The organism is Thermaerobacter composti (assembly GCF_033582035.1).
In the GTDB taxonomy this organism is placed as follows: domain Bacteria; phylum Bacillota; class Sulfobacillia; order Thermaerobacterales; family Thermaerobacteraceae; genus Thermaerobacter; species Thermaerobacter composti.
The window spans coordinates 808152-834733 of record NZ_CP132508.1; the positions used below are offsets into that span (position 1 = coordinate 808152).

The 26582-nt window shown below is 74.7% G+C and carries 22 protein-coding genes; 20 read left to right on the forward strand and 2 right to left on the reverse strand.

Features of this window, described 5'->3' with window-relative positions; translation table 11 throughout:
* The first annotated feature begins 120 nt into the window (after nucleotides 1–120).
* From Q5761_RS03205 to Q5761_RS03255, 11 genes are all read left to right on the forward strand, one after another.
* On the forward strand, nucleotides 121–1155 hold the full coding sequence (locus Q5761_RS03205) for a type IV pilus twitching motility protein PilT (protein ID WP_318751182.1): 1035 nt from the start codon (nucleotides 121–123) through the stop codon (nucleotides 1153–1155).
* A 223-nt stretch (nucleotides 1156–1378) separates the two neighbouring features.
* Nucleotides 1379–2200, forward strand: a complete 822-nt coding sequence (locus Q5761_RS03210; RefSeq protein ID WP_318751183.1) for a prepilin peptidase — start codon at nucleotides 1379–1381, stop codon at nucleotides 2198–2200.
* Nucleotides 2201–2459: 259 nt separating this feature from the next.
* Entirely contained in the window at nucleotides 2460–4436 is a 1977-nt protein-coding gene (locus tag Q5761_RS03215) for a GspE/PulE family protein (protein WP_318751184.1), read from the forward strand.
* Nucleotides 4436–5659, forward strand: a complete 1224-nt coding sequence (locus Q5761_RS03220; protein WP_318751590.1) for a type II secretion system F family protein — start codon at nucleotides 4436–4438, stop codon at nucleotides 5657–5659. The genes Q5761_RS03215 and Q5761_RS03220 overlap by 1 nt, the downstream gene beginning before the upstream one ends.
* Before the next feature lie 312 nt (nucleotides 5660–5971).
* The gene (locus Q5761_RS03225; RefSeq protein ID WP_167758871.1) at nucleotides 5972–6481 is read left to right on the forward strand and encodes a type IV pilin protein; all 510 of its coding nucleotides are present in this window, start codon (nucleotides 5972–5974) and stop codon (nucleotides 6479–6481) included.
* Nucleotides 6482–6567: 86 nt separating this feature from the next.
* Nucleotides 6568–7020, forward strand: a complete 453-nt coding sequence (locus Q5761_RS03230; protein WP_318751185.1) for a hypothetical protein — start codon at nucleotides 6568–6570, stop codon at nucleotides 7018–7020.
* A 73-nt stretch (nucleotides 7021–7093) separates the two neighbouring features.
* Nucleotides 7094–7663, forward strand: coding sequence for a hypothetical protein (locus Q5761_RS03235; RefSeq protein ID WP_318751186.1), 570 nt, complete (start codon nucleotides 7094–7096; stop codon nucleotides 7661–7663).
* Nucleotides 7663–9057 carry a hypothetical protein gene (locus tag Q5761_RS03240; RefSeq protein ID WP_318751187.1) on the forward strand — a complete coding sequence of 465 codons (1395 nt, stop codon included), beginning with the start codon at nucleotides 7663–7665 and terminating at the stop codon, nucleotides 9055–9057. The genes Q5761_RS03235 and Q5761_RS03240 overlap by 1 nt, the downstream gene beginning before the upstream one ends.
* Nucleotides 9058–9205: 148 nt before the next feature.
* Nucleotides 9206–10336 carry a hypothetical protein gene (locus tag Q5761_RS03245; protein WP_318751188.1) on the forward strand — a complete coding sequence of 377 codons (1131 nt, stop codon included), beginning with the start codon at nucleotides 9206–9208 and terminating at the stop codon, nucleotides 10334–10336.
* Nucleotides 10311–10961 (forward strand): PilN domain-containing protein, encoded by a 651-nt coding sequence (locus Q5761_RS03250; RefSeq protein WP_318751189.1) that lies wholly within the window; start codon nucleotides 10311–10313, stop codon nucleotides 10959–10961. Before Q5761_RS03245 ends, Q5761_RS03250 begins: the two co-directional genes overlap by 26 nt.
* Before the next feature lie 101 nt (nucleotides 10962–11062).
* The gene (locus Q5761_RS03255) at nucleotides 11063–11881 is read left to right on the forward strand and encodes a hypothetical protein (RefSeq protein WP_318751190.1); all 819 of its coding nucleotides are present in this window, start codon (nucleotides 11063–11065) and stop codon (nucleotides 11879–11881) included.
* 453 nt (nucleotides 11882–12334) lie between these two features.
* Here Q5761_RS03255 and Q5761_RS03260 read toward each other — a convergent pair whose 3' ends face one another.
* Nucleotides 12335–12763, reverse strand: coding sequence for a HEPN domain-containing protein (locus Q5761_RS03260; RefSeq protein ID WP_318751191.1), 429 nt, complete (start codon nucleotides 12761–12763; stop codon nucleotides 12335–12337).
* Between the two features lie 319 nt (nucleotides 12764–13082).
* Between Q5761_RS03260 and Q5761_RS03265 the strand changes: the two genes are divergently transcribed.
* The 4 genes from Q5761_RS03265 (at nucleotide 13083) to mntA (ending at nucleotide 17155) form a co-directional block, all read left to right on the forward strand.
* A complete protein-coding gene (locus tag Q5761_RS03265; RefSeq protein WP_318751192.1) occupies nucleotides 13083–14402 on the forward strand; it encodes a mannose-1-phosphate guanylyltransferase in 1320 nt (439 codons plus the stop codon).
* Nucleotides 14403–14533: 131 nt separating this feature from the next.
* Nucleotides 14534–15487: a UTP--glucose-1-phosphate uridylyltransferase GalU gene (gene galU, locus Q5761_RS03270; protein WP_318751193.1), complete on the forward strand. Its 954-nt coding sequence runs from the start codon at nucleotides 14534–14536 to the stop codon at nucleotides 15485–15487.
* Between the two features lie 37 nt (nucleotides 15488–15524).
* On the forward strand, nucleotides 15525–16538 hold the full coding sequence (locus tag Q5761_RS03275; protein ID WP_318751194.1) for an LD-carboxypeptidase: 1014 nt from the start codon (nucleotides 15525–15527) through the stop codon (nucleotides 16536–16538).
* A 206-nt stretch (nucleotides 16539–16744) separates the two neighbouring features.
* The gene (gene mntA / locus Q5761_RS03280) at nucleotides 16745–17155 is read left to right on the forward strand and encodes a type VII toxin-antitoxin system MntA family adenylyltransferase antitoxin (RefSeq protein WP_318751195.1); all 411 of its coding nucleotides are present in this window, start codon (nucleotides 16745–16747) and stop codon (nucleotides 17153–17155) included.
* Between the two features lie 63 nt (nucleotides 17156–17218).
* Here the strand turns inward: mntA and murJ (Q5761_RS03285) are convergent, their stop codons facing one another.
* On the reverse strand, nucleotides 17219–18910 hold the full coding sequence (murJ, locus tag Q5761_RS03285; RefSeq protein WP_318751196.1) for a murein biosynthesis integral membrane protein MurJ: 1692 nt from the start codon (nucleotides 18908–18910) through the stop codon (nucleotides 17219–17221).
* Nucleotides 18911–19042: 132 nt separating this feature from the next.
* Here murJ (Q5761_RS03285) and Q5761_RS03290 point away from each other — a divergent pair, with 132 nt between their 5' ends.
* From Q5761_RS03290 to Q5761_RS03310, 5 genes are all read left to right on the forward strand, one after another.
* Complete coding sequence (locus tag Q5761_RS03290; protein ID WP_318751197.1) at nucleotides 19043–19906, forward strand: flagellar motor protein; 864 nt, start codon at nucleotides 19043–19045, stop codon at nucleotides 19904–19906.
* Entirely contained in the window at nucleotides 19906–21162 is a 1257-nt protein-coding gene (locus tag Q5761_RS03295; RefSeq protein WP_318751198.1) for a flagellar motor protein MotB, read from the forward strand. The genes Q5761_RS03290 and Q5761_RS03295 overlap by 1 nt, the downstream gene beginning before the upstream one ends.
* A gap of 431 nt (nucleotides 21163–21593) precedes the next feature.
* Nucleotides 21594–22286: an HD-GYP domain-containing protein gene (locus Q5761_RS03300; protein ID WP_318751199.1), complete on the forward strand. Its 693-nt coding sequence runs from the start codon at nucleotides 21594–21596 to the stop codon at nucleotides 22284–22286.
* A 43-nt stretch (nucleotides 22287–22329) separates the two neighbouring features.
* Nucleotides 22330–24312 (forward strand): murein biosynthesis integral membrane protein MurJ, encoded by a 1983-nt coding sequence (murJ, locus tag Q5761_RS03305; RefSeq protein WP_318751200.1) that lies wholly within the window; start codon nucleotides 22330–22332, stop codon nucleotides 24310–24312.
* A gap of 271 nt (nucleotides 24313–24583) precedes the next feature.
* The gene (locus tag Q5761_RS03310; RefSeq protein ID WP_318751201.1) at nucleotides 24584–26413 is read left to right on the forward strand and encodes a S8 family serine peptidase; all 1830 of its coding nucleotides are present in this window, start codon (nucleotides 24584–24586) and stop codon (nucleotides 26411–26413) included.
* The last annotated feature ends 169 nt before the right edge of the window (nucleotides 26414–26582 follow it).

Sequence of the window (26582 nt, forward strand, 5' to 3'; positions counted from 1 at the left end):
TGGCAGAACGGTGAAAGGCGTCCCTTCGACAGGAATCCCCCTTGGCAAGCGCGAACACGATGTCTCTGGATTTGGTGGACTGGAACGGCGTGGATGGACCGCCGCTCGAGGTGAGGGGACGTGGCAGGGCCCGAGCTGGCCCTCTGGTTGCGCCAGGCGACCGAATGCGGCGCCTCCGATCTCCACCTGACGGTGGAGTCGCCGCCGGTGGTGCGGGTCCACGGCGAGTTGCAGGACCTGCCGGGACCTCGGCTGCGCCCGGAGCAGGTCGAGGCGCTGGTTCGTCCGATCCTGGACCAGCGGCTCCAGGAGCGGCTGGAGCGGGACGGGCAGGTGGACTTCGCCTACAGCCTGCCCGGCGTCGGCCGCTTCCGGGCCAACGTCTACCGGCAGCGGGGCAGCCTGGCGGCCGCCTTCCGCCTGATCCCCACCTCCGTACCCGACCTGGACGAACTCGGCCTGCCGCCGGCCGTGGCCGGCCTCTGCGAGCTGTCCCAGGGGCTCGTGCTGGTGACCGGCCCCACGGGCAGCGGGAAGTCGACCACCCTGGCGGCGATGGTCGACCGGATCAACCGCACCCGACGCCTCCACATCGTGACGCTGGAGGATCCCATCGAGTACCTGCACCGCCATCGTCGGAGCCTGGTGAACCAGCGGGAGGTCGGGATCGACGTCCCCACCTTCGCGGCCGGCCTGCGGGCCGCCCTGCGGGAAGACCCCGACGTGATCATGGTCGGGGAGATGCGGGACCTGGAGACCATCGCCACGGCGTTGACGGCCGCGGAGACCGGGCACCTGGTGCTCGCCACCCTGCACACCCCCAGCGCTCCCCAGGCGGTGGACCGGATCATCGACGTCTTCCCCGCGGAGCAGCAGAACCAGGTGCGGGTGCAGCTGGCGGGGGTCCTGGAGGCGGTGATCGCCCAGCGGCTGGTGCCCACCGCCGACGGGCGGGGTCGGCACGTCGTGGCCGAGGTCCTGCTGGGCACCGCGGCGGTGCGCAACCTGATCCGCGAGGGCAAGACGGCCCAGCTCCCGGCGGTGATGGAGACCTCGCGGCAGTACGGGATGGTGACCCTGCGGGAGAGCGCGGGGCAGCTGCTCGCCCGGGGGTTGGTGACGCGAGAGGCGCTGCTTCGCGCCGGGGTGCGCTAGGCCACGGCGACCCCCGCCGCGCCCGGGAGGTCGGTGGTGCCTGCGGCGACGCCGCCGGGAACGGGGGCTTGGTGGGGCGCATCACCCGCGCCGGTCGTCGCCCGCTGCGGCGGGGATGCCGCTCACGCCCGTCGCGGCACCGGGCGCGCGGGCGGGACCGAGGCGTCCAAGGGGCCGCCACCGTCCGACGGGCCGTCATCGTCATGCGGGAGGGCAGCGGGCCATGGGGCCGGCGGCGACCGCCGCGGCCGGCGTGGTGGGCCTGGCCGTCGGCAGCTTCGTCAACACCTTCATCGACCGCTGGCCGCGGGGCCAGTCGGTGATCGCGCCGCCCTCCCACTGCGATCGCTGCGGCCGGCGGCTCCGCCCGCTGGAGATGGTGCCGGTGCTGAGCTGGATTGCGCTGCGGGGGCGGTGCCGCACCTGCCGGGCGCCCATCGGCTGGCAGGCGCCGGTGGTGGAGGCGATGACGGGCGTCCTGTTCGCCGCGGTGGCGGCCACGGCGGCGAACGGGGCGCAGCTCATGCTGGGGCTCGGGTTCGTCGCCGTGCTGGTCGCCGTCGCCGGGGTCGACCTGCGCTGTCAACTCATCCCCGACGTCGCGCTGCTGACGGGGGCGGGCTGGGCGCTGCTGGTGAACCTCCTGATCCCGGCGGACGAACCGGCTCAGGGGCTCGCGACGAGCTGGCTCCGGCCCCCGGCGGTGGGGGCCGGGGGGGCCCACTGGGCCGGGTCGCTGGGCGCGGCGGCCGTCGCCGGCGCGGTCTTCCAGGTCCTCCGGTGGGGGTCCCGCGGCGGCCTGGGCTTCGGCGACGTCAAACTGGCCGCCTGGCTGGGCCTCTACCTGGGGCCCCGGGCCCTGCCGGTGGCCCTCTTCGCGGCGGCCCTCCTCGGGGGCCTGGTGGCGACCGGGCTCCTCGTGGCCCGCCGCCGTGGACGTCGGGATGCCATCCCCTTCGGCCCCTTCCTGGCGGTGGGAGGCCTGGTGGGGTGGTTCGGCGGCGAAGCCCTGTGGGCGGCCTACGTGGGCGTCGGCCTGCGGTAGGACGCGCCCCGCAAGCTGCTGGCCTTCGGCTTCGAAGCTGGGGGCGGCCTGCGCGGGCGTCGCTCTGGGGGGGTAGGGCTGGGGCGGCCACCGGACGCAAGGGGACGCCGCGGTCGGGGGAGGGACGCCCCCGACGGCACGCCAGCGCCCGGACCGTCCGGTCACCAGGGGCGGGGCGTCGTCGAACCGCGGCCGGGCGTCCGCCGCGAGGGAGGGTCGCGGATCGCCGGCATCGCCCGCACCGGGTGGGGGGAGGACCATGGCGCGGTGGCTCTTTCGCGGCCCACTGGGAGACTACCTGGTGGAGCGGGGCTGGATCACCCCCCAACAACTGCAGGCCGCCCTCGACGAGCAGCGCCAGAGCGGCCGGCGGCTGGGCCAGATCCTGCTCGACCACGGTTGGATCACCCGGGCGCAGCTCCAGGAGGCGCTGGCAGCCCAGCTGGCGGTGCGGGTCTGGGACCTCCGCCAGAACCCGCCCGACCCCGCCGTCGCCCGTCGCGTGCCCGACTGGGTGGCCCGGCGGTACCTGGTGTTGCCGGTGGCGGACGACGGTCGCCGCCTGGCGGTGGCGATGGCGGATCCCACCGACCTGGAGGCCCTGGACCAGGTGCGCCTGGTGACGGGTCGCGAGGTCGAACCCGTCCTGGCCGACGAGGACGCGATCAGGGCATGGCTGGCCCGCATCTTCGGCCTGCTCGAGGTGGCGGAGCGGGCCCTCCAGGCGACCCGGACGTCCGGGGAAGCGGGGACGCCTCACACCCGGGACGAACCGGCCCCAGGCCGGACGGCTCCGCGGGGGATGGGACGGCCGGGGGACGGTGCGGACGTGCCCGGACACGCCGCTGCGGCCAGGGATCCCGAGGTCGGGCCCGACCCCGGCGGGCTCCGGGGGGACGGCGGGGAGGTCGACGCGCCGGATCCGCACGCCTCCTCCCGAGGCAGCACCACCGGGTCCCGCGGCCGCGGGCCCACGGCTCCGCGGCCGCGGGACCCGGGCGGGAGGCCGGTTCGTCCCGAGCGGGATCCCGCCGCGACCCCGGCCCCCGTGATCGAGCTGGTCCAGAACCTGCTGGAAGAGGCGGTGCGGCAGCGGGCCTCGGACGTGCACGTCGAGCCGGGGGACGGCACCTTCACCATCCGCTTCCGCATCGACGGCACCCTGCACGTGGCGATGACCCCGCCGCCGGCCCTGCACCCGGCCGTGACCACGCGCCTGAAGGTGCTGGCGGGGATGGACGTCGCCGAGCGCCGGTTGCCCCAGGACGGCCGGTTTCGCATCCGGGTGGACGGTCGCGAGTTCGACTGCCGCTGTTCCACGATGCCGACGGTCCACGGCGAGAAGGTGGTGATCCGCCTGCTGGACCGCTCCCTCGGGGTGGCGCGGCTCGACGATCTGGGCCTGCCGCCGGACGTCGTCGCGCAGCTCCGGGAGCTGGTCCGTCGGCCCCACGGCCTGTTGCTCGTCACCGGGCCCACCGGCAGCGGCAAGTCGACCACCCTGGCGGCGCTGCTGCAGGAGATCGACCGGACGCGCCTGAATGTGCTGACCATCGAAGACCCCGTGGAGTACGAGATCCCCGGCGCCAGCCAGAGCCAGGTGAACCCCCGGGCGGGCCTGACCTTCGAGGTGGCCCTGCGCCACCTGCTGCGCCAGGATCCCGACGTGATCATGGTGGGGGAGGTCCGCGACCGGGAGACGGCGGACACCGCCGTGCGGGCGGCGCTCACCGGCCACCTGATCCTGGCCACCCTGCACACCAACGACGCCCCGTCCAGCGTGACGCGCCTCGTGGACATGGGCGTCGAGCCGTTCCTGCTGGGGTCGTCGTTGCTGGCCGTCCTGGCCCAGCGCCTGGTGCGGGTCCTCTGCCCCCACTGCCGGCAGGCGTATGCGCCCGGCGAGGCGGTGCGCCCGGTCTTCGCGGCCGCCGGCGTCCCGCTGCCCGCCGATGGGGTGCTCTATCGGCCGGTGGGGTGTGGCGAGTGCCGGGGCGGTTACGCCGGTCGGCGGGCGATCGCCGAGCTGATGGTGACGAACCCGGCCCTCCGCGACCGCATCGCCGCCGGCGCCACCGCCGCCGAGCTCGGCCGACGGGCGGTGGCCGGCGGGATGCGGACCCTGCGGCAGGCCGGCCTCGACCTGGCCCTGGCGGGCATCACGTCGGTCGAAGAGGTCTTGCGGGTCACCGAGGCGCCCGGCTGGGACGAGGCGGGGCGGGGGCGGGAGGCGTGATGTACGTCTACCTCGCCCGGGACATCCGCACCGGCCGTCGGGTGCGCGGGCGGATCGATGCCGCCTCGCTGCAGGAGGCCCTGGGCCGGCTGCGGGAAGCCGGCTACGTGACACTGCAGGTGCGACCCCTGGTCTGGTGGCGGGACCTGGACGTCCGGGAGTGGCTGCGGCGCGATCGCCTGCGGCTGCACCCGCGGGAGCGGGCCGTGTTCTTCCGCCAGATGGCCGCCCTGCTCCGGGCCGGGATCCCGCTCACCACCGCCCTCGCCTCCCTGGCCGCCCAGAGCCGCGGGCGCCTGCGGGAGCTGAACCGGCGGCTCCACCGGTCCATCGACGAGGGGCGCTCCCTCCACGAGGCGCTGGCCCTGCAGGCGGGGGCGTTCCACCCCGTCCACCTGGCGCTGGTCCGCGCGGCGGAGCTGTCGGGCACGCTGGACGAGGCCATGGCGCGCCTGGCGGCGGACGAGGAGCGCAGGGTGCGGGTCGAGGGCAAGCTGCGGGCGGCCATGGGCTACCCGCTGTTCGTCCTGGTCGTGACCCTGGGCGTCCTCGTGGTGATGGTGACGTTCGTCGTGCCCACCCTGGCGGGGATCTTCGCCCAGTTCGAGCTGCCCCTGCCGTGGCCGACGCGCTTCTGGCTCGGCGTGGCCCGGGATGGGCGCGGGCTCGCGGGGTTCGTGGCGCTGGCGGCGTCCGTCGGGGCCGCGGCCTGGGGGTGGGCGCGGTCGCCGGCCGGCGGCCGGCGCTGGGACGCGTGGAAGCTCCGGCTGCCGATCATCGGGCCCCTGGCCCAGGCCCTGGTCCTGGCGCGCATCACCCGCGCCCTGGCCACCCTGTACCGGTCCGGTCTGCCGATGCTGGAGTCCCTGGCCGCGGCGGGCGCCCTGGCGGGCAATCGGGTCTTCACCGCCGCCCTCGCGCAGGCCCGCTCGGCCCTGCAGCGGGGCGCCAGCCTGGCATCGGCGCTGGGGGCGCCCGGCGTCTTCCCCCAGATCCTGGTCGACCTCGTCGCGGTCGGGGAGGCGACGGGGGCGCTGGACGAGCTGCTGGATCGGGCCGCCCGTCTGTACGAGGACGAGGCGGACCGGCGGCTGGACGGCTTGACCACCCTGGTGGAGCCGGTGCTGGTGCTCGTGATGGGCGCGGTGGTCGGGTTCGTCGCGATCTCCGTGGTGCTGCCCATCCTCGCCTTGCTCTCCGGCGTGACGACCCTGGGCGGGTGAGGCGTGAGACGAGCCGTGGGGCGAACGCAGCCGGCGCCCGGGACGCCAGGGGCGCTCGGGGCTGGATGAATCAGGAAGCGCCATGCCATCCGGCGTGCGGTCGCGGTCGCGTGCCGTTGCGGACGGCGGTCGCCAGCCGCGGGGCCTGGTCCGGAATCCGGGCTTCCGATGGGCGGATGCGGCAGGAGACGAGGGTGGGTGTTGCGAATAGGGTTGCCCATCGTCGGTCCGTGTCGCGGCTTGGGGGGACGGGTCCCTGACCGAGGCGCGGGGCGGGCCGGGGGGAGAGACCTTGGGGGAGGAGGAGCTTCCATGCTGCGCTCTTGGTGGAGGGGCGCCGGGGGGCTTCGCCGGCTGCGCCGATGGGGCGCGCCCCTGACGGGGGGCGGTCGCCGTCGCGGTGCCGGGCGGAGCGCCGGTGGCGGGGTGGAACGGAGCCCCCTGCGCCGGCAGGGGGGCTTCACGCTGATCGAGCTGGGCGTGGTCCTGGCGGTCATCGCGATCCTGGTGGGGGTGTCCGTGCCCATGTACGCGATGATCGTCAACGAGGCCCGCACGGCGGAGGCCCGGCAGACCTGGAACATGGTGCGGACGGAGCTGTGGACCTACTTCGTGCGCTACGGCGACTTCCCCGGTGTGCGCAACGGCTGGTGGACCGGGATCGACCCGGCGCCGAAGAGCAACTACTGGACCTACACCGCCGTGACGGCCCAGGGCGGGAACAGCGCGACCCTGGTGGCCGCCCACGAGGCGGAGAAGCTGTGCTGGACCCTGGACGACCGCGGGCGCGTGACGGAGAAGAAGAACCAGGCCTGCCCGTGACCGGCAGGGGCGGCGGGCGGCCACGGCGCGGCATCCGGCGCCCCCGCGGACCCGCCCCGCCGGGCGGGCGGGGCGGGTCCGCGGGCTTGGGCACGCTGGAGGTCGCCGTTGCCCTGGGGATCCTGGCGGTCTTCGCGACGGCCCTCTTCGCTGGCATGGGGGCCGCCGGGGCCGGCCTCTTCGACCAGCTGACGCGGCAGGCGGCGGTCGGCTGTGCGGCCCGCGTCATGGAGCAGGTTCGGGCGGGGCTGGCGGCGGGGGGTGCGCCCCCGGTCGAGGGCGAGTGCGGTTCGCCGCTGGGCCGGGACTTGCGCTACCGGGTCGAGGTTCGTCCCGATCCGGACCCGATGGCGGCGCGGGACGGGTCGCACCCGGCGACCGAGGGCGATGGCGATGGGGCAGGGGACGCGGTGCTGGTCACCGTGCAGGTCCGGCGGGAGGCCGGGACGGGTGAGGCGGCGCCGATCTACACCGTCGCGTCGGTCTTCTGGCTGCCCGGACCCTTGGCGCCTCCCGGGCGGGCGGGGACGCCCCCGTGATGCGGGGTGCTCTCGGAAGGATGAGGGGCGCTCGGGGAAGGGGCGGCAGGGATCCCAGGCCGGTGCGCTGCTGGTGGAGGTAGCCGTCGCCCTGGCGCTCCTCGGCCTCCTCGCCACGGCCACGGTGGCCATGGTGGCGTGGACGGCCTCGCAGCAGGCCCGGGCCGGGTCGGTCTACGACGGGGTGGAGGCCGGCCACGTCGCCGTCCAGGTGCTGGGGCGCCTGGTGCGCAGCGCGGGGGCGGCCGGCAGGCCGGCGGTGTGGGAGGCGGCGATGGAGCGGCTGGTCCTCTGCGGGGTCCCCTGGCAGGACCAGGTGCTGCGGGGCCAGGTGGCCCGGGACGGAGAGGGCCGACTGGTGCTCGCGGCCGTCCCGCCCCCGGCTCCCCCGGACGACCGGTGCGCCGGTGCGGATCCGCCGGCGCCCATCGACCTGGTGCCGGGAGCCACCTTCCAGCGCGTGCGGTTCGCGGTGGACCCGGCGCCATCCGGGCCACCGGAGGCGGGGTGCGGTCCGGGTCCGTCCCGGACCTGCGCAGGGGTGCGGGGCCTGTACGTATGGATCGAGCCGCGGCCGGTGGATGGGGGCGGCATCCGACCCGTCCACGGCTACGTGGCGCTGCGCAATCCCGGGGGGCGCTGATGCGGGAGCGATGGCGTGCCCTCGCTGCGGACGGCCACGCGACCGACTCCCAGCGGGGCCAGGCGGTCCTGTTGACCCTGGCGGCCCTGCTGGTCGCGTCGCTGCTGGCGGCCGTCGTCCTGACGCTGTGGGTGCGCAGCGCCGTTCGTGCCCAGCGGTTCGGGGAGACCATGGCGGCCCTGTACGCGGCCGAGGCGGGGGTGGCGCGCACCCTGGCCGCCATGGCCCGCGGGACGCTGGCCCCGCCCCGGGCCGAACCCATCACCCTCGCGGGGACGGTGGGCGCCGCGCCGGGTTCCGCCGCCTACACGGTCCGCGTCGTACCCGACGGGCCGGCCCGCTGGCGGTTGGTCAGCACGGGCGTCCAGGGTCGGTCCCGCCACGAGGTGCAGGTCACGGTCACCGCGCCCTACGCGATGCCGGTCTACGCCGGCACCACCCTGACGTTCCACGTCACGCCCCGGGCGGGCGCCCTGCGGTTCGCGGCGGCGCCGGGATATGGCGGGGCGCCGCCGCGCTACCGGGGCCCGGGCACGGTCTCCCCTACCCCCGTGGCCGTGCGTCTTGCCCTTCCGGACATCCCCTTCGGCGTCTTCGCGGAGCTGGCCGGATCGCCCCCTCCGTGGGGCGCCGCACCGGACGCCGGGGCCGAACGCCTGGGCGCGGGGTGGTATGAAGGCGGCCGCTGTCGCGGGCCGCACCCCGTGATCGTGCCCCGCGGCGTGACGGCCGCCGTCCGGGGAAGCCTTCGGTGCGATCCGGGGCTTGTCCTCGAAGCGGGGGCGACGCTGGTGGTCACGGCGGACCTGGCGGTCCGGGGCGCCCTGATCCTCGAGCCGGGCGCCCGGCTGGTGGTCGGAGGCGACGCCACGCTGCAGACCGTGGAGCTTGGGCCGGCGGGCCCCGGGGCCGCGCCGGTCCTCGTGGTCATCGGCGGCACCCTCGGGGTCGCCGGCGCGATCGGGGCCACCGCCGGGGCGGCGACGGTCCCACCCCTCGCGGTCCTGGCTCTCGACCGCAGCGACTGCAGCGCGCCAGCCTGCGGCGCGGACCACGCCAACGTCCTCGACCTCGGCTGGGTCCGGGTGCGCGACGTCCTGGCCTACGCCGAGCCGCTGGCGACGGGGGACGCCGAGGCCAGCCGGATCACCCTCGCCCTGGGAACCGCCCCTGCAGAGGGTGGGAAGGGGAGCGGGCCCGGGCCGGACGAGCCGGGGCGTGGCCCCGCGGTGGGGACGCTCCGCGTGCGCGGGGCGGTGGTGGCCGCCGGCTCGGTGGCCATCCGCGCCCACCGGGTCGCCGTCGACTGGGACGTGGACCTCGGGCTCTTGACCCGGTACCTGGGCATCGCACCCGGCTTTGTCCCGTATGCCGTCGAGGCCTGGCAGGGATGAGTCGGGCGCGGGGCCCTGGACGTCGCCCGGGCCGGGCTGGGCGGCAGGATCGCCGCCGGCCGGGCGGTGCGGCGGGCCGGCGGCAGGGGCGTTCATCGGCGGTGGAACCGGTGCGGGGCAGGCTACGCAGAAGGGCGGGTACCCGGGCATGGCATGGCGATGGCCGCGGACGGGCGTGGACGTGGGGACGACGGGCGTGCGCTGGGCTACCTACGTGCCGCAGACCGGTCGCGTCGAGCTCAACCGGCAGGGCGGCGGTGGGGTGGTGGCCGCCCTGCCCGCCGATCAGGCGGTGTTCCGGCTGGTGGAGATGCCGCCCGTCCCGGCGCGGGAGCGCAAGGACGCCCTGCGCTGGGAGCTGCAGCGCATCCTCCCCCTCCCCGTCGACGAGGCCGTCTACGACTGGGTGGAACTCCCGGCGGTCGACGGCGAGGCGTCACGGGAGCCGGGCGGGGGGGCGGCCGTCCGCGCCGGTGGCCCCAGCGCCGCCGATCGCGTGTGGTTCGCCGTCAGCGGAGCGGCGGTCGCGGCGGTCGACCAGCGGCTGGACGCTCTCCGACGCCGCCGGATCCGCCCCGCGGTCCTGGAGCCGGAGTGGGTGACCCTGTGGCGGTGTGCCTGGTGGCTGGGTTGCGCTCGGGCGGAGCCGGCGCCCGTGGCCGTCATCGACTTCGGGGCCACGTCGACCCGCCTGGCGGTGGTCGACCCGCGAGGGAACCCCGTGGCCTTCCATCGCTCGCCGGTGGGAGGGCTGGCCCTCGAGGAAGACCTGGTCCACACCCTCGGGGAACTGCCCTCGGCGGTGCGACGGCTCCTGGCGTCCGACGGCGCCCTGGGGCTGGAGGACCTGCAACGCAGCCAGGCGGTGGCTGCCCTGCTGGGCGACCTGGCCCGCACCCTGCGCCGTGCCCGGGCGGAGCTGGGCGGGCCCTCGTCGCGGCTGGGGCTGTGGGGCATCGGCGGCGGCGCCCAGTGGCCGCCGCTGCGGGAGGCCGTGGGCGAGGCCCTGGGCGATCGGCTCCGCGTGACGGGCGCCGAAGGGGGAGCCGATCCCTTGGGGGCGCTGCCGCCGCGCTGGGTGATGGCGGGGGCGCTGGCCCTGTGGGGAGCGAATCCGGCAAGGCACCGACACCGGACGGCCGTGGCGGCGGCGACCGCAGGGGACGATCCCACCGCTGGCCTCGATGGTCCGTCCCGTTCGATGGCGCGGGCGTCGGCGTCGAGGGCAGGGGGTCCGGGGGTGGGGGGACGCGTTGACAGCCATCCATCGGGGGCGTGACCTGGCGGGGCCCTCGGACCGGGGCCCGGCCTGGGTACCGCGGATGAACCTGCTGGCGCCGCGGCTGCCGGCCCGTCGCATGCAGGTGGCGGCGCGGTGGACCGTGGCGCTGGCGATCGTGGCCCTCCTCGACCTGGGGGTGGTCCTCGCCTGGTTGGCCGTCGGCGGCCTCGCGGCGGCCGCGGAGCAGCGCCTCGCCCGGGCGGAGGCGCGCCGGGCCGCGGCCGAGGCGGCCATGGCGCCGCTGCTGCCCACGGTCCAGGAGAAGGTTCGCCTGGAGCGGCGACGGCAGGCTCTCGAGGCCATCGGCTCGGCACCGGTGGAGGCGGCCGCGGTGGTCGCCGCGGCGCGGGCCGCTCTTCCCGACGGGGTCCGGCTGATGCAGCTCGAGTTCGCTGCGGCGGACGGATCGGTGCGCCTCCAGGGCGAGGCGCCGTCCTTCGCGTCGGTCGATGCCTACGTCGCCGCCCTGCGCCAGAGCGGATTCTTCCGCCAGGTCTGGGTCCAGCAGGTCCGTCGCGAGGGCGCAGGGGCGGATGGGGTGGCGTTCGACCTCGGCGCCCGGGCGCCCAGGGCCTGGGTCCCTGCCGGGGAGGGGGCGTTGGGGCGCGGGGACGGGCCGTGACCGCCGGAACCGTCGCGCGAGGACGGGCCTTGACCGTGGGACCCTCGGGGGCCGTCTTTGTCTGGATCCATGCGAGGGAGAGGAAGGGAGGCGGCGCGCGGGTGCGCAGACTCCTCGCCACCGACCTGCTCGGGGCGTACGGGCGGCGGTCGCCCCTGGCGCGCCTGGTGCCGGTGCTCTGCATCGTCGCCATCGCGTTCCTCCTCGGCTTCACAGGGTTCATCCTTGGTCCCGCCGTGCGGCACCTCGTGGATCTGCATCACCGGGCCGCGGAGGCGGAGGCGGCGGCCGCGGCGGCAGAGTCGGCGTATCGCAGCGCCGCGCAGGCGGTGGCGGGTGTGGACCAACTGGCGGCCCAGGTGCAGGTGCGGGAGTCGCAGCTAGTTCCCGCCGCGGATCTCGCCGGGCTCGCGGCGCGGCTGGCGGCCCTGGCGGCGGACTCCGGCGTGACGCTGGAGGCCATCCGGTTCGAGGGATACGAGCCGCTGGACGAACCTGCCCCATCGGGCGCGGACGCCGAAGGGGACCGACACGGCGAGCCCTCGACCGATCCGGCGACGGACCCGACCGGGGGCGGCGAGCTGTCCGGCGAATCGGACGAGGTGGACGGGACAGAGGAGGGGTTCGCGGGGTCCGAACAGGGGGGGCCCGGCGCTCCGACGGTGCCGGCGCCGGCCGAAGGGGCCGGTTCGTCCGATCCACCGTACGGCGCCGTGACCTTCGCAGCCACCCTGCAGGGCCCGTGGCCGGAGGTCGAGGCCTGGTTGCAGCGGGTCGATCGGGAGGAACCGGCGGTGTGGGTCGAGGGCTTGGCGATCGGCGTGAGCGACGCGGGGGATCAGCGCGTGGAGCTGTCCGGCCGCGTGTGGGTGAGGGGTGAGGCCCCGTTCCCCGTCGCACCCCCCGAGGCGCGACCCTGACGGCCAGCTATCGCGGTGACCCGCCCGGCACCGCGGGCTGCCCCGCGCGTCGCCGCCAGCCCACGGGGCATGGGTTCCGCGCGAGCTCGCCGAGCGGCACGTCTCCCGACCTGGACCCGAACCCGTCCGCGGCTGTACCCGTACGCGTCGCCGGCCGACGGGGCGTGGGCGTTCCCGTCGCCGGCTCACGGGGCGTGGGAGCCGCGCCCGATCCCGACCTCGCGGAACGGCCCCTTACTCAGCGCCTGCCGTGCCCCGTGATCAGCGCCTGCCACGCCCCGTCACGTTCGGCGAGGACCATCCCGTCGCGGACAGCCGGTGGCGCCATGCCCCACCCCTCGCGCAGCATCGCCTCAACTTCCTCGGCGGTGTAGGGGAAGAGCTCAACCGGTACGGGTACGGGCGGATACGGGATGCAGCCATGGCGTTCGTGAAAGGGCAAATGGGACTGCTTCAAGACGATGAGCAGGTCCACGTCGCTGTGGGCGGTCGATCTTCCAGACCCTGACTCGCACAGTAGTCCACCACCTCGCTGGCCAGCCGGATCGCCTCTTCGGCATCTTTCGCAGTGTAATGCTGGCCTGCCGGTCCTGCGGGGTGGGCGTCTGGGGACCTCGTGGGAATGTAGAGCCGGTCGAGGACGGCCACCCGTTCGATGAAGGCATCGTCCGGCTTGACGTCATCCGGCAACGCGTCGAGGAGCAGGCGGATGGAGTGTCCCCAGGCCACCTGCCCTCTGGCCAAGTGCAGGGCCTTGAGGGCTGCCTCCGCCGCTTGGTGGGCTGCAAAGCAAGCCCAGGCGTGGTCCCCTGCATCGCGGCTATGGTTGGCATGCCGCAGGTTGAGTCGCGCCTGGGCCAGCCAATCGCGGGCTCTGTTCACTCCCCATGCTCGCTCCTTCGTCCAGGCCGGTTGCTACGTCCAGTATAACCGTGACGTCTATTGCAACCGTTCTGCGCTATCGTAGATCGCCTTTTGGCGATCCATCGCGGGAGGTGACGGCCGAGGCGACTTCAACGGGGCGCTGCGGTCTACCGGATTTTCTATCTTTTGTCTTCCATCAATGCCGATTCGACAAGGGGCTTTCCATGGCGACATGCCCCGCGACCCGCGGCCGGCCCGTCGTTGGCCCGCCCAACACGGGACGGTAAACTGGACGAAGGATCGCGATCGCCCCGGAAGACCGGAAGGGAGAGGAGCCATGCCCAGCTTACCTCGCGTCGCCGTGATCCTCGCGGGCGGCGAGGGGCGCCGACTGTGGCCGGCCAGCACGCCCCAGCGGCCCAAGCAGTTCCTGCGGCTCTTCGGGGGCCGGACGCTGCTGGAGGCCACCTGGGAGCGGGCCCGGGCGGTGCCCGACCTCGAGGACGTCTGGGTGGTCACGGGGGCTCCCTATGCCGAGCTGACGCGCTCCGCCTTGCCCGACCTGCCTGCGGAGCACCTGGTCATCGAGCCGTCGGCGAAGAACACCGCCCCCGCCCTGGCACTGGTGACCGGCTACCTCAGCCGGCGCTACGGGGACGCGGCGGTGCTGGTCCTGCCCGCAGACCACTACATCCCCGACGTAGCGGCCTTCGCCGCGGCGGCGGACCGCGCCCTGGCGGTGGCCGCATCCCAAGACGCTCTCGTGACCTTCGGCATCGAGCCCACCCGGCCGGAGACCCAGTACGGCTACATCGAATTGGACGAACCGGCCCCTCCAGCCCCTCCGGCCCCTCCGGCCCCCTCGCCGGCGACCCCGGCATCGCCCGCGGTCGCGGCACCGGCGTCACGGCAAGACGGCCGGGTGGCAGGAGGTGGCGCCGGAGACCCTGCTGCGGACCATGGGGCGGCGTCCCGCATGGGCTCGCGGGATGGGGCCGCCGCTTCGGGGCCGGTGTCCGCCGGGGGAGGCGCCGACCGCGCCTGTCGGGTGCGCCGGTTCGTCGAGAAGCCGGGGCCCGAGCAGGCCGCCGCCTTCCTGGCGTCGGGCCGCTACCTCTGGAACAGCGGGATGTTCGCGTGGCGGAACGCGGTCTTCCGCGCCGAACTGGAGGCGGTGGCGCCGGAGCTGGCGCGGCTGGCACGGCGGGTGGCCGCGGGCGAGGCCCAGGCGGCATGGGAACCCGATTGGCACGCCCTGCCGGCCATCTCCGTGGACTACGCCGTGCTCGAGAGGGCCCGCTCCATCTACTGCATCCGCGCGGGCTTCGCCTGGGACGACCTGGGATCCTGGTTGGCCGTCGACCGCCACGGCCCCCGCGATGCCCACGGGAACGTGGTCCTCGGCGGGGCGCCGGCGGTGGTGCAGCGTTCGTCCGGCGTGACGGTCCTGGCCGAGGACGTGCCGGCGGTGGTGATGGGCGTGCGCGACCTGATCCTGGCGGCGACCCGCGACGGCGTCCTGGTGGCGGGGAAGGACAGCCTCGCGGGACTGCGCCAGGCGCTGGACGCCCTCGCCGCACGGCTTCGGGACGCCGAACGGCCCTGCGGCCCGCCACCGGCGCCCGTCGTCCGGCGGATGCCGGTCACGGACCCCTGAGCCGACGGGGGCGGGGGCGCCGGGGGAAGGATCGCCGTTCCCTCGCCGCGAAGGGGACTTCCCGAATGGGAAACCCAGCCTGTGGGATTCGGTAGGGAACGGCGGGTGGCCCATCGAGGAGGGTTGGTCCCTTGCGACGCACCGTCCGGAAGGCCGTGATCCCGGCCGCGGGCCTCGGCACGCGCTTTCTGCCGGCGACCAAGGCGCAGCCCAAGGAGATGCTGCCCGTGGTCGACAAGCCGATCATCCAGTACGTCGTCGAAGAGGCCGTCGCCGCGGGCATCGACGACATCCTGATCGTCACCGGGCGCGGCAAGCGCGCCATCGAAGACCACTTCGACCGCGCCATCGAACTGGAGTGGCACCTCGAACGGGGCAACAAGGACGAGATGCTGGAGTGGGTGCGGTACATCGCCGACCTGGCCGACATCCACTTCGTCCGCCAGAAGGAACCCCTTGGCCTCGGGCACGCGGTCCTGCAGGCCCGGCGCCACGTGGGCGACGAGCCCTTCGCCGTCCTCCTGGGCGACGAGATCTTCGTGGGGGACGAACCGGCCCTGGCCGAGCTCATCGACCGGTTCCACGAGACGGGTTCCAGCGTGGTGGCGGTCCGCGAGGTGCCGCGGGAGCAGGTGCGGCGCTACGGCGTGGTGGACGGCGAGCCCGTGGGCGACCGGCTCTTCCGCGTGCGGGACATGGTGGAGAAGCCGGAACCCGACGAGGCGCCGTCCAACCTGGCCATCGTCGGCCGGTACATCATCGAGCCGGAGGTCTTCGACCTGCTGGAGCGGGTGGGGCGTGGCAAGAACGATGAGATCCAGCTGACCGACGCGCTGCGCCTCCTCGCCCGCCGGCGAGCCGTCTACGCCTGCCCGGTGCGGGCCCGGCGGTACGACGTGGGGGAGAAGCTGGGCTTTCTGCAGGCGACGGTGGAGTTCGCCCTGATGCGGCCGGAGCTGGCGCCGGCGTTCCGCGACTACCTGATCCGGCTGGTCGGCGACCTCCAGGCGGGGCGGTGGCCGGCCGCGGTGGACCAGGCGGCGGCCCGGCAGGCGAGCCCGGCGCCTCTCAAGCGGGAGGGATAGGGGCCGTCCAGCCGGCATGAGAGGGGAGCGGGATCCGTTGCTTCTCAAGCCCCCGCGGCTTCGCATGGGCGATACCGTGGGCGTCGTGTCCCTGTCGGCGCCGGTGGTGGCCGAGTGTCCCCGTCGCTACCGGCGGGGGCTGCAGGAGCTCGAGCGGCGCGGGTTCCGCGTCCGTCCCGGTGCCCACGTCGCGGCCCGGCACGGCCACACGGCGGGCACGCCCGAGCAGCGGCTGGCCGACCTCCACGTCCTCTGGCGCGATCCGGAGGTCCGGGCCATCCTCAACACCATCGGCGGATACAACTCGCACCACCTGCTGGAAGACGTGGACTACGAGTACATCGCCCGCCACCCGAAGCTCTTCGTCGGCTACAGCGACATCACGGCGATCCACGTGGCCCTTCATGCCCGAACGGGGCTGGTGACCGTTCTCGGCCCGGCGCTGCTGCCCCAGTTCGGCGAGTATGGCGGGGTGCACCCCTACACCTGGGAGCACTTCCAGCGCGTCACCATGCGGGCCGAGGCGCCGGGCGAACTCCGCCCCTCTCCCGAGTGGACGGCCGAGCACCTGCGTTGGGACGTGGAAGACGATCGCCCTCGCCGCTTCATCCCCAATCCAGGACCCCGGACCTTGCGCCCGGGCCGTGCCGAGGGTCCGATCCTGGCCGGCAACGCGGGCACCCTGCTACTCCTCGCGGGGACGCCGTGGTGGCCGCGGGTCGACGGCGTCATCCTCTGCCTGGAGGAGGACGAGGCCGAGACGCCCGCCACGGTGGACCGCATGCTGACGCAGCTCCGACACATGGGAGTCTTCGGCCGCATTTCCGGGCTGGTGCTGGGCCGGTTCCACCCACGCGTCGGCTTCTCCGACGACGACCCCCTCGACGCGGTGGTCCTGCGGGCGGTGCGCGGCTACGAGTTTCCGGTGGCGGTGGACTTCGACTTCGGTCATACCGACCCGATGTTCTGCCTCCCCCTCGGGATCCGGGCGCGTCTGGAGGCGGCCCCCGAGCGGCCGCGGCTCGCCTTGCTCGAACCCGCCGTGGTGTAAGGGGATCCCAAAGGGGAGGGCGCCGCCGGGCCCTCCAAGGTGGTATGCTGCAAGGGAGCCTCCTTCGCCGCTGCGGCGGTCGGGCCGAGCTGCAGGGGGCATCCACGGCGGCATGCTGCAAGTGAGCGGCGCGGTCCCGGTGGCGGCCAGCCCATGGACCGGCGCGGCGGCTGAGGGAGCTGAAAGGGCGGGGAGCGCGCATGGCGATGCCCGAGCGTCTCGCGGATCTCGTCCGGCGCCTGCGTGCTGTGCTGATCCACGAAGACGAGGTGCGCTCGGCCTGGCTCTTCGGGTCGGTAGTCCAGGGCCGGGACCGCCCCGACTCGGACATCGATGTCGCCGTCTGGATGCGGGTCCGTCCCGATTTCCAACGCCTGTCCGCCCTTCAGCTGCGCCTGGAGCAGGCCGTCCACCGTCCGGTGGATGTGGTGGTGCTCAACGACGCCAACCCGCTCCTCGCCCAGGACGCCGTCCGCGGCATTCGCCTCCTGAGCCGCGACGAATATGCAGAACTGGAGTTCATCCTCGATGTGGACCGCCAGGCGGAGGACTTTCGGGTGTTCCTGGAGTCGTTCTGGGACGAGCGACGGCGGGCTGAGAGGGAGGGGAGCCGGTGAAGCTCAGCCCCTCCCAGCGACACGGCATCCGGGTCCGAATTGATTTTGCATGAAGATATCCCCCTACGGGCTGCCCGTGCGCCGCATCCCCGGTCGGGCCGTCGCCGCGGCCCCACACGCCCGGTCCAGCAGGCGCCGCCCTGCCTCCACCAGGTCGGTCACCTCCGGGGACCGCAGCACCACCAGAGCCAGCAGGTAGGCGACGCAGCCGACGGCACCGGGCCCGGCCACCAGCGCCAGCTCCACCGCGGCGCCCGCCGCCCCGTCCGCCAGCGCCGACGGGTGGATCTGCCAGTGGGCCAGCAGCGCCCGGTACGCGCCGTGCATCGCCACGCCGGACGCCGCGGCGGCCATCGCCACCCGTCCCGTCGACGCCAGGAGCCCACCCACGTCGACGGCCCCGTAGCGCCGGTCCAGGTGGGCCACCAGGAGCACCAGGCCGGTGGTGAAGGAGAGCGTGGTGGCGAGGGCGAGGCCCGTGATCCCGAGCCACGGTCCGAGCACCAGGTCCCCTGCGACGTTGACCCCCATGGCCACGACGGCCACCCGGGCCGGCGTGCGGCTGTCCCGGGCGGCATACAGCGCCCGATTGGCCAGGTCGCGCAGGGCCATGGGCACGAGCCCCAGCCCATAGGCGGCCAGCGCGAGGGCGGTCAGCGCGGCGTCCTGCGCATCGAAGCGGCCCCGCCCATAGACGAAGGCCACGATGGGATCCCGCAGCACGACCAGGGCCACGGTCATGGGTGCCAGCCCCACGGCCAACGCCCCCATCCCGCGCTGCAGCAACCGCCGGAACGCCGCCCCATCGCCCGCCTCCGCCACCGCCCCCAGGGAGGGGTACACCGCCTGCACCAGCGCCATGGCCACCAGGCCGTGGGGCAGGGTGACCACGCGAAAGGCGTAGTTCAGGGCGGAGATGATCCCCTCGCCCAGTGTGGACCCCACCATCCGGTCGACGAAGACGTTGACCTCGCTGACGGCGGCGCCGAGGAAGAGGGGCGGCAGCAGGCCGGCGATGGTGCGGAGGCCGGGATCGTCCCAATCCAGGAGCCAGCGGTGGCGGAACCCCACCCAGCGGGCCTCGGGCAGCTGGATCAGGATCCGCAGCAGGGATCCCACGGTGAACCCCGCGGCCAGCGCCCAGGGGCCGTAGGTCGTCCCGAAGAACGCGGCCGCCGCGATCATCGCCAGGTTGAACGGGATGCCCGTGGCGGCGGGGCCGGTGAAGCGCCGGTGGGCGTGCAGCAGGCCCGTCAGGAGGTTCATCACCGTGACGAAGAGCGACGCCACCAGCAGGAGGCGGGTCAGCCCCGCGGCGAGCCGCACCTGCTCCGGGCCGAAACCCGGCGCCATCCACCGCACCACGGGCTCGGCCAGGACGCCGAGGAGGGCCAGGGCCGGCACCACCACCACGAGCACCGCGTTGGCCAGCGCGCTGAAGCTGCGGGCGGCTTCGCCCCGGCGGCCTGCGGCCACGTAGCCCGCCAGCACGGGCGTCGCGGCGGTGGCGATGGCCGTCGAGACCATGCCCAGGATCAGGTTGGGCACGCCCTGGGCCACCAGGAACGCATCCAGCTCGGGGCTTGCGCCGAAGACCGAGGCGTACACGGTCTCGCGGAGGAAGCCGAGGACGCGGCTGGCGGCCGTGAGCACGGCGATGATCAGGGTGGCGGCGGCGACGCCCTGCGCCACCGCGCCGGGACGTTCCCGCCGGCCGCCCACCGGCCGGCGCCGGCTTGGAGCCCGTTCCGACACGGCCCGCCCTCCCCCGGGATACGAACCGGGCGCATCCTGTCCGCTATCGTCGGCCACCGGCTCGGGGCGGTCAACTCCCCGCCGACCTGACCGATAACCGGGATTGATTCGGGACGAACGGGGGGGTGGCCCGTGGATCTCGGAAGCGTCGCCGGATTCGTCCTCGCCGTGGCGGCCGTCTTGATCGCCAACGTGATGGAAGGCGGTCACCTGAGCCAGCTGCTGAACCCCTCGGCGAGCCTGCTGGTCTTCGGGGGCACCCTGGGCGCGACCTTGGCCAGCGCCGGCCTGCAGAACGTGCGCCTCGTGCCGGCCGCCATCGCCTATGCCCTGCGGTCCCCGCGCCTCGAACCGCGGTCGCTGATCGAGAAGATGGTCACCCTGGCCCAGCAAGCCCGCCGGGAGGGGCTCCTCTCCCTGGAGGAAGAGCGCAAGAACCTGGACGACCCCTTCTTCGCCAAGGGACTGCAGTTCGTGATCGACGGCGCCGATCCCGAGATGGTGGAGGAGGTGATGGAGAACGCCATCCAGGCGGAGCAGCGGCACCACCTGGTGGCGGCGGGGGTGCTGGAGACGGCGGGTGGCTACGCCCCGACCATGGGGATCATCGGCACCGTGCTGGGCCTGATCCACGTCCTCGGCAACCTGGAGGACACCTCCAAGCTCGGCCCCGCCATCGCCGTCGCCTTCATGGCCACGTTCTACGGCATCGCCAGCGCCAACCTCCTCTGGTTGCCCCTGGCCAACAAGATCAAGGCCAACGTCCAGGCGGAGACGGAGGTGCGGCGCATGGTGGTCGAGGGCATCCTCTCCATCCAGCGGGGCGACAACCCCATGATCGTCCGCGAGAAGCTGGAGGCGTTCCTGGCCACGGGGTCGGGCGGCCAGGGAACCGGTCCCGCGGGGGCCGGCGCAGGGTTGGGTGGCGCGGCAGCCGGCGGCGCGGCCGGCGCCCGCGCGGAGACGGGGACCCGGATCGCCGGGGTGGGTGACTGATGGCTCCACGCCGTGGCTGGGGATCCGGTCGCGACGCAACCGGACCGCCGGGCGCCACCTCCCTGGGCTTCGAGCGGGAGGCGGCCGAGGACCTCGGCGGCACCGCCGCGCTGCGGGGACGAACCGGCCGCCGCCGCGGGCGGACGGACGCGGCCGAGGCGGGCGGCCACGGTGGGGGCGGCGGCCACGAGGGGACGGGCAGCATGCGCTGGCTCCTCACCTACGCCGACCTCATCACCCTGCTCCTCGCCTTCTTCGTCGTCATGTACGCGATCTCCGAGGTCAACGCGGCACGGTACCAGGCCCTGGCGGCGTCGCTGCGGGCGGCCTTCGCCACCGCCGGCGAGGCCCTGATCGACACCGAGGGCCATTCACCCGATGCGCGGAAGGTCCTGGACGGGCTCAACCGGGACACCGGCCAGCCCTTTCCCCCGGTGGAACCCAGCGCGGCCGAGGCGCCGCCCGGCGACGCCGGTTCGTCCCCGCCGGTCACGGACGACCAGGGGCTGGGATCCCGGGGCGTGCCGGCGGCCGGCACCGCCCTGCCGCCGATGACGGCCGAGGAGCGGCGTCGGCTGGAGGGGCTGGTGGAGCGGGTGAACGCCGCCCTGCGGGAGGCGGGACTGGGCGGCCGGGCCTCGGCGCGGTTGACCGACCGCGGCGTCGCCATCATCTTCGACGACCAGGTCTTCTTCGACCTGGGGCGTGCGGAGCTGCGACCCGAGGGCCGCGACCTGCTGCGTCGGCTGGCCCCCATCCTGGCCGCGGTGCCGGGGACCATCCTGGTCGAAGGGCACACCGACGACCTGCCCATCCGCAGCGGCCGGTTCCCGACCAACTGGGAGCTCTCCACCGCCCGCGCCACCACGGTGGTGCGGTTCCTCGCCGAGCAGGGCGGGATCGACCCGCGCCGCCTGGCGGCCGCAGGGTACGGCGAGTGGCGACCCCGTTACCCCAATACCAGCGCCGCCAACCGCGCCCGCAACCGGCGGGTGGAGATCGTCCTGTTGCGCCAGAGCCTGGACCCCACCGCGCGGATCGGCGGCGAGGGACCCCAAGGGCGGCGCCCACCCCGGGGGCGGGACCCCGTGGTGGGGACGGCCTGGGACAAGCGCCCGGCCGCCGTCGCCGCGACGGCACGCCATGCCGGGGTGGGACCGCTGACCGCCCTCGGCCCAGGAAAATGGGGCTCCGGTCCCAAGGCCCAGCCGTTGATGTTGCCAGCGACTCCCCTTAACTTGGATGACAAAGTGTGACAAATGATGGGTCTCTTACCGGCAGACGGGGCCAACGGCACCGGGCGGTGGTGCGGATCCGGATCGCGCCCCGTCCCACGCCGACGACGGCAAAGGGAGGGGATGAGGTGGCACGTGCAGGCGGCGGTTCCGGTCAGGCCCGAGGTTCGCGGCGTCCGGCAGCGACCGGGGACGCCTTCCGGCGCGACGGCGGACGGCAAGGCGCCGGGGGGTGCGGGACGCCGCCCGCAGGGCCCGCTTCGGCCCGGCGCCCGTCACCGCCCGCCAGCCCCGCTGCCCGGACATCCGGCCCGGCGTTGCCTGATGGCCACCCGTCCGCTGCACGGGGAGAGGGCGACCGCCCGCCGGCAGGGCGCGCCGTCGAGCCTGTGGACGGCGCGGCGGCACCGGGCGGTCGGCGGACCGCGGGCTCGGGGGCCGATGCCGCGCAGGTGCGGGAGGCGGTCGCGCCGTACCCCGCGGCTTCGCCCCAGGGCGTGGACGAACCGGCCTCCCTCGCAGGGGAGTCCGTCGCCCGCCTGGTGACCTCACTGCGTCGGCCGGGCGTCGCCGCCGTCCGCCAACTCCTGCACGTCCTCCTCCGGTATGACGAGGCGACCTACCGGCACAGCCGCCGGGTGGCCGCCCTGGCCTGCCGCCTGGCCCGGTGCGTGGGGTGGCAGGGCGAGTCCCTGCGCCTTCTCGCCCTCGCGGGCATCCTGCACGACACCGGCAAGCTGGCGGTGGATCGCCGCATCCTGCACAAACCCGGCCGGCTCGACCCGGACGAGTGGGAACTGATCCGGCGCCATCCGCTGGTCAGCGAGCAGCTCACGCAGCGGGTGGCCGGGCTCCCGATGGTGGCCGCGTGGGTGCGCTCCCACCACGAGCGCTGGGATGGGGGCGGCTACCCCGATGGCCTGGCGGGTCCGGCGATCCCGCCCGCCGCCCGCATCCTGGCCGTGGCCGATGCCTTCGACGCGATGGTGGGAGGGCGGCCCTACCATCGCCAGGTGATCACCGTCGACATGGCCCTGGCGGAGATCGAACGCAACGCCGGGCGCCAGTTCGACCCCCACCTGGCGGAGGCCTTCGTGACGATGATGGGGAGGGTCCGGGACGCCGCCGCGGGGCTGGAACCGTAGCGGCCGCGCAGCTGCTATAAAGGAGGTGTTGGGGGGCGAAGGCTTGTCCCGGTCTCGGCTGGCCAGGTCGGTCGTCATCATCTTCATCATCGGCGTCATCAGCCGTGTCCTCGGGTTCTTCCGGGAGATGGTGCTGGCGGCGGTCTTCGGGGCCAGCCAGGTGACCGACGCCTACACCATCACCTTCTCCATCCCCTTCGTGGTCTTCGCCGCCTTCGGATCGGCCATCACCACGGTGGTCCTGCCGCTGTTGGCCCACTATCGCGCCCGGGGGCGGCACGAAGACCTCCAGCGCGTGGCCTGGACCCTCTTCCACGCCCTGCTGGTGCTGCTGCTCGGCTTCCTGGCCGTGCTGATGGCCGGGGTCGACGTGGTGTTGCGCCTCTTCGCGCCGGGGTTCACCGGCGAGACCCTGGAGCTGGCGCGGCGGCTGGCGCTGATCCTGTTGCCCGGCATCCTGTTCATGGGGATGAACGGCTGGCTGCAGGCGGTCCACAACAGCGCCCGCAGCTTCACGGCACCGGCCATGGTCGGCATCCCGATGAACCTGATCCTGATCGCGGGCACCTACTTCCTCGGCCGGCGGTTCGGCATCGAGGCGGTGGCCTGGGCGTCCCTGGCCGCCATGGCCTCCCAGGTGGTGGTGCAGTGGCGCGGGCTCGGCGCCCTGGGGTTGCCGTATCGCCCCATCCTGGACTGGCGCCATCCCGACCTGCGGCTGGTGCTCCGCCGCACGGGGCCGGTGCTGGTGGGAACGGGGTCGGTCCAGCTCAGCCAGATCGTCGACAAGGCCCTGGCCTCGGGGCTCCCCGCGGGCAGTGCCGCAGCCCTGACCTTCGCCCAGCGGCTGCAGGGCCTGCCGTTGGGCCTGGTGACCTTCCCGATCATCAACGTGATCTACCCCGAGCTGGCGACCCGCATCGCCCGCGGTGAGCGGCGGGGCTTCGGCGCCGCCCTGAACCGGAGCCTGCGCGTGCTGACCTTCGCCCTGACGCCCATCGCCGCCGGTCTGATCCTGCTGCGCATCGAGGTGACGCGCCTGGTCTTCGAGCGCGGCGCCTTCGACTTCCAGGACACCCGGCTCACCGCCTTCGCCTTGCTGTTCTACATGCTGGGCCTGGTGGGCTACGCCTGGCGCGAGCTCCTGGCGCGGGCCCTCTACAGCATGGGCGACACGTGGACCCCGGCCTCGACGGCGGCGGTGGCGATGGCGCTCAACATCGCCCTCAACCTGGTGCTGGTGCGCTTCCTCGCCCACGGCGGCATCGCCCTGGCGGCGTCGGCCGCCATGTGGTGGGGTGCGGCGATGCTCATGGTGCGCATCCGGCGCCGGGCCGGGCAGGTGAGCTACCGGGCGGTGGGCCAGGGCGCCGTCCAGGCCCTGGTGGCCACGGCGGCGATGGCGGCGGTGGTGGAGCTGGTCCGGCGCTACGCCTTCGGCGAGCTGGCGCGGGCCGCCCGGGCCGGCGATCCCGTGGGCTTCGTGCCCCTCCTGACCGAGGTGCTGGTCCTGGCGCTGGTGGGTGCCGCGGCCTACGCCGCCGTCCTGCGGGCCCTGCGGGTGGAGGAGTGGGCCCTGATCCAGGATCTCGCCGCCCGGGCGGTCCGGCCGTTGAGCTCCCTCCGCGCCGCCTTGGGACCCGCCGCCGGCCGGGAGCCGGCCCCGCCCCAGGGGTCCGCTGCCGGCCGGGAGGTCGCTCCGCCCCAGGGACCCGCCGCGAGCCGGGGGCCGGCCTCCCCCGAGGGCTCCGCTGCCGCCCAGGGGGGCACCCCGCCCCCGGAACCCGCCGTCGGCCGGGAGCCCGCCGCGCCACCGGCACCCGCCGCTGGCCGGGAGTCCGCGCCGCCAGCGGGACCCGTTGCCGACCCGGAGCCCGCCCGGCGACCGGGAACCGACGCCGCCGCCGGGCCGCGAGGCGGGGAGACGGTCGCGAACCGGGAACGCGACGGCTGCCTCCCGTACCCGGGCGCCACGGCCGACCGGGAGCGAGACGGCCTCTCTACCGCACCCGAACGCGAGAGCTGAGCGGGAGCGCGACGGTCCCCCCTAAGGAGCGCGACGTCCCCCCTTGTAACGGGGCGGCTGCGCGCCGATCCGCACGCCGGCCCTTGGATCTCCTGGGTCGCCGCCAGGGGCGGGGGTTCGACCGGGTGAAGGGTTCGACGCGCCGTGGCGAATACAGGTGGAGACACCCTGCGTGTCCGCTGCGTCCGGCCCGGCGACGAGGATGTCGCGGTACTGGCGGCGCCGATGGGAAGCGGGCCGGCCGCGGCAGAGGGGAGAGGAGGGCCGTGCCATGGAGCCGACCGGCGGGCGTCGCTGCGGACCGCGGCGCATGCCGCGGCACCTTCTGCGCTGGCGACGGATCCGGACCCGGGTTCTGCGCTGGACGATGACCGTGGGCACCCTGCTGAGCCTGACCGCGCTCGCCGCCGTCGGCCCAGGGCGCGTCCCACCGGCCGCCGCCGCGACCCCGGCGGCCGGGTTGCGTCCCTCCGATCCGGGCTTCCCCCTGCAGTGGGGGCTCGCCAACGAGGGCCAGGCGGTGTTCGGTCAGCCCGGGACCCCGGGCGCCGACGTCGGCGTCCTGGACGCGTGGATCCTGACCCGCGGAGCCCCGACGGTCACGGTCGCGGTGATCGACAGCGGGGTACAGCTGGATCACCCGGACCTGGAGGGCGCCTTCTGGACCAACGCCGCCGAGGCCGCCGGCCGCCCCGGCCGGGACGACGACGGCAACGGCTACGTCGATGACGTCCACGGCTTCGACTTCGTCCACCGCGACGCCACCCTCTTCGACCCCGCCGACGGGGAGGAACACGGCACCCACATCGCCGGCATCATCGCCGCGCGGGCGGACAACGGCGAGGGCGTGGCCGGCGTCGCCCCCGGCGTCAAGATCATGGTGCTCAAGGTCTTCGACGGGCGGGGCGAGACCGACACGGCCACGGTGATCGAGGCCATCCGCTACGCCCGGCGCATGGGGGCCCGGATCGTCAACATGTCCTGGGGGGCGCCGGGCCCGGTCGACCCGGCCCTGTGCCGCGTCATCGCCCAATCGCCCATGCTGTTTGTCGCCGCAGCCGGCAACGAGGCCCAGGACCTGGACGTCGCCCCCTTCTACCCGGCGTCCTGCGAGGCGCCGAACCTGCTGGCCGTCGCCGCCGCCGAGAACCGCGGCCTGCTACCCGTCTTCTCGAACTATGGGCTGGAGGCGGTGGACGTGGCGGCGCCGGGCTGGTCGGTCCTGAGCACCCTTCCCACCCGGGTCGAACGGGCTGGCACCGGCCAGGAGCCCGACCCCATCCCCCGCCAGCCGGGCCTCGGCCGCGGGACCTACGGCTGGATGCACGGCACCTCCATGGCCACCCCCTTCGTCACGGCCGCCGCGGCCCTGGCGGCCAGCCGCTACCCCTGGCTCACGCCCGAGCAGCTGGCGCAGCAGGTGCTGTCGACGGCCCAGCCCTTGCCCGGTCTGGAGGGCTGGGTGGGCACGGGCGCCATGGTCTCCGCCGGCAACGCCGTGTGGGCGGAGGCGGTGGCCCCGCCGCCCTTCCGGGACGTCACCGCCGGCATGGCGCTGTACGACGAGATCCTGCGGGCGGCGCGGCTGGGTCTGGCCCAGGGCTACTCCGCCACGCGCTTCGCCCCGGACGAACCGGTCACCCGGCACCAGTTCGCCAAGCTGATCGTGGGCGCGGTGGAGCGGGCGACGCGCCGGCCGCTGCCCGACCGGCCGCCCGACGGCACCCCGGCCCCGGACTTCCCCGACGTGGACGAACGCGACGGCAACCTCGGGCCCCACGTGCTCAAGGCGGCGGTGGCGGGGTGGATCCAGGGCTACCCGGACGGCACCTTCCGTCCCCAGCGACCCATCACCCGCCAGGAAGCGGCGATCGTCGTCGCCCGAGCCCTGGGCCTGGGGGAGGCCCCCAACCCCTTCGTCGACGTCGCCGGCCGCTTCGCCGGCACGGTGGGGGCCGTGGCACGGGCCGGGATCATGCAGGGCGTGCGGGTGCGCGGGGTGCGATATTTCTACCCGCACCGCTCCATCACCCGGGCGGAGGCGGCGGCCGTCGCCCTGCGCGCCCACGACGCGCACCCCCAGGGCGCGGCCGCGCGATGACGGCAGGCCCTCCTAAAAAATCCTCCATAAAAACGCGATACCAGGAGAAGGAAGGCTGGCCCTCGGTGTCGAATTCACATCGGTGACCGGCGGGTTCCGGGGGCATGGGTACCCCGGCAAGCGCGGTGGAGCGGCCCGGGGGAGGGCAGGTCCCCCGGGAACGGCGCGG

What these genes read in the sequence shown, in the direction of transcription:
- Q5761_RS03210 (WP_318751183.1), top strand. Translation starts at nt 1,379, where the DNA reads ATGGGGCCGGCGGCGACCGCCGCGGCCGGCGTGGTGGGCCTGGCCGTC.
- Q5761_RS03215 (WP_318751184.1), top strand. Translation starts at nt 2,460, where the DNA reads ATGGCGCGGTGGCTCTTTCGCGGCCCACTGGGAGACTACCTGGTGGAG.
- Q5761_RS03220 (WP_318751590.1), top strand. Translation starts at nt 4,436, where the DNA reads ATGTACGTCTACCTCGCCCGGGACATCCGCACCGGCCGTCGGGTGCGC.
- Q5761_RS03225 (WP_167758871.1), top strand. Translation starts at nt 5,972, where the DNA reads ATGCTGCGCTCTTGGTGGAGGGGCGCCGGGGGGCTTCGCCGGCTGCGC.
- Q5761_RS03240 (WP_318751187.1), top strand. Translation starts at nt 7,663, where the DNA reads ATGCGGGAGCGATGGCGTGCCCTCGCTGCGGACGGCCACGCGACCGAC.
- Q5761_RS03245 (WP_318751188.1), top strand. Translation starts at nt 9,206, where the DNA reads ATGGCATGGCGATGGCCGCGGACGGGCGTGGACGTGGGGACGACGGGC.
- Q5761_RS03265 (WP_318751192.1), top strand. Translation starts at nt 13,083, where the DNA reads ATGCCCAGCTTACCTCGCGTCGCCGTGATCCTCGCGGGCGGCGAGGGG.
- mntA (WP_318751195.1), top strand. Translation starts at nt 16,745, where the DNA reads ATGCCCGAGCGTCTCGCGGATCTCGTCCGGCGCCTGCGTGCTGTGCTG.
- Q5761_RS03295 (WP_318751198.1), top strand. Translation starts at nt 19,906, where the DNA reads ATGGCTCCACGCCGTGGCTGGGGATCCGGTCGCGACGCAACCGGACCG.
- Q5761_RS03310 (WP_318751201.1), top strand. Translation starts at nt 24,584, where the DNA reads ATGGAGCCGACCGGCGGGCGTCGCTGCGGACCGCGGCGCATGCCGCGG.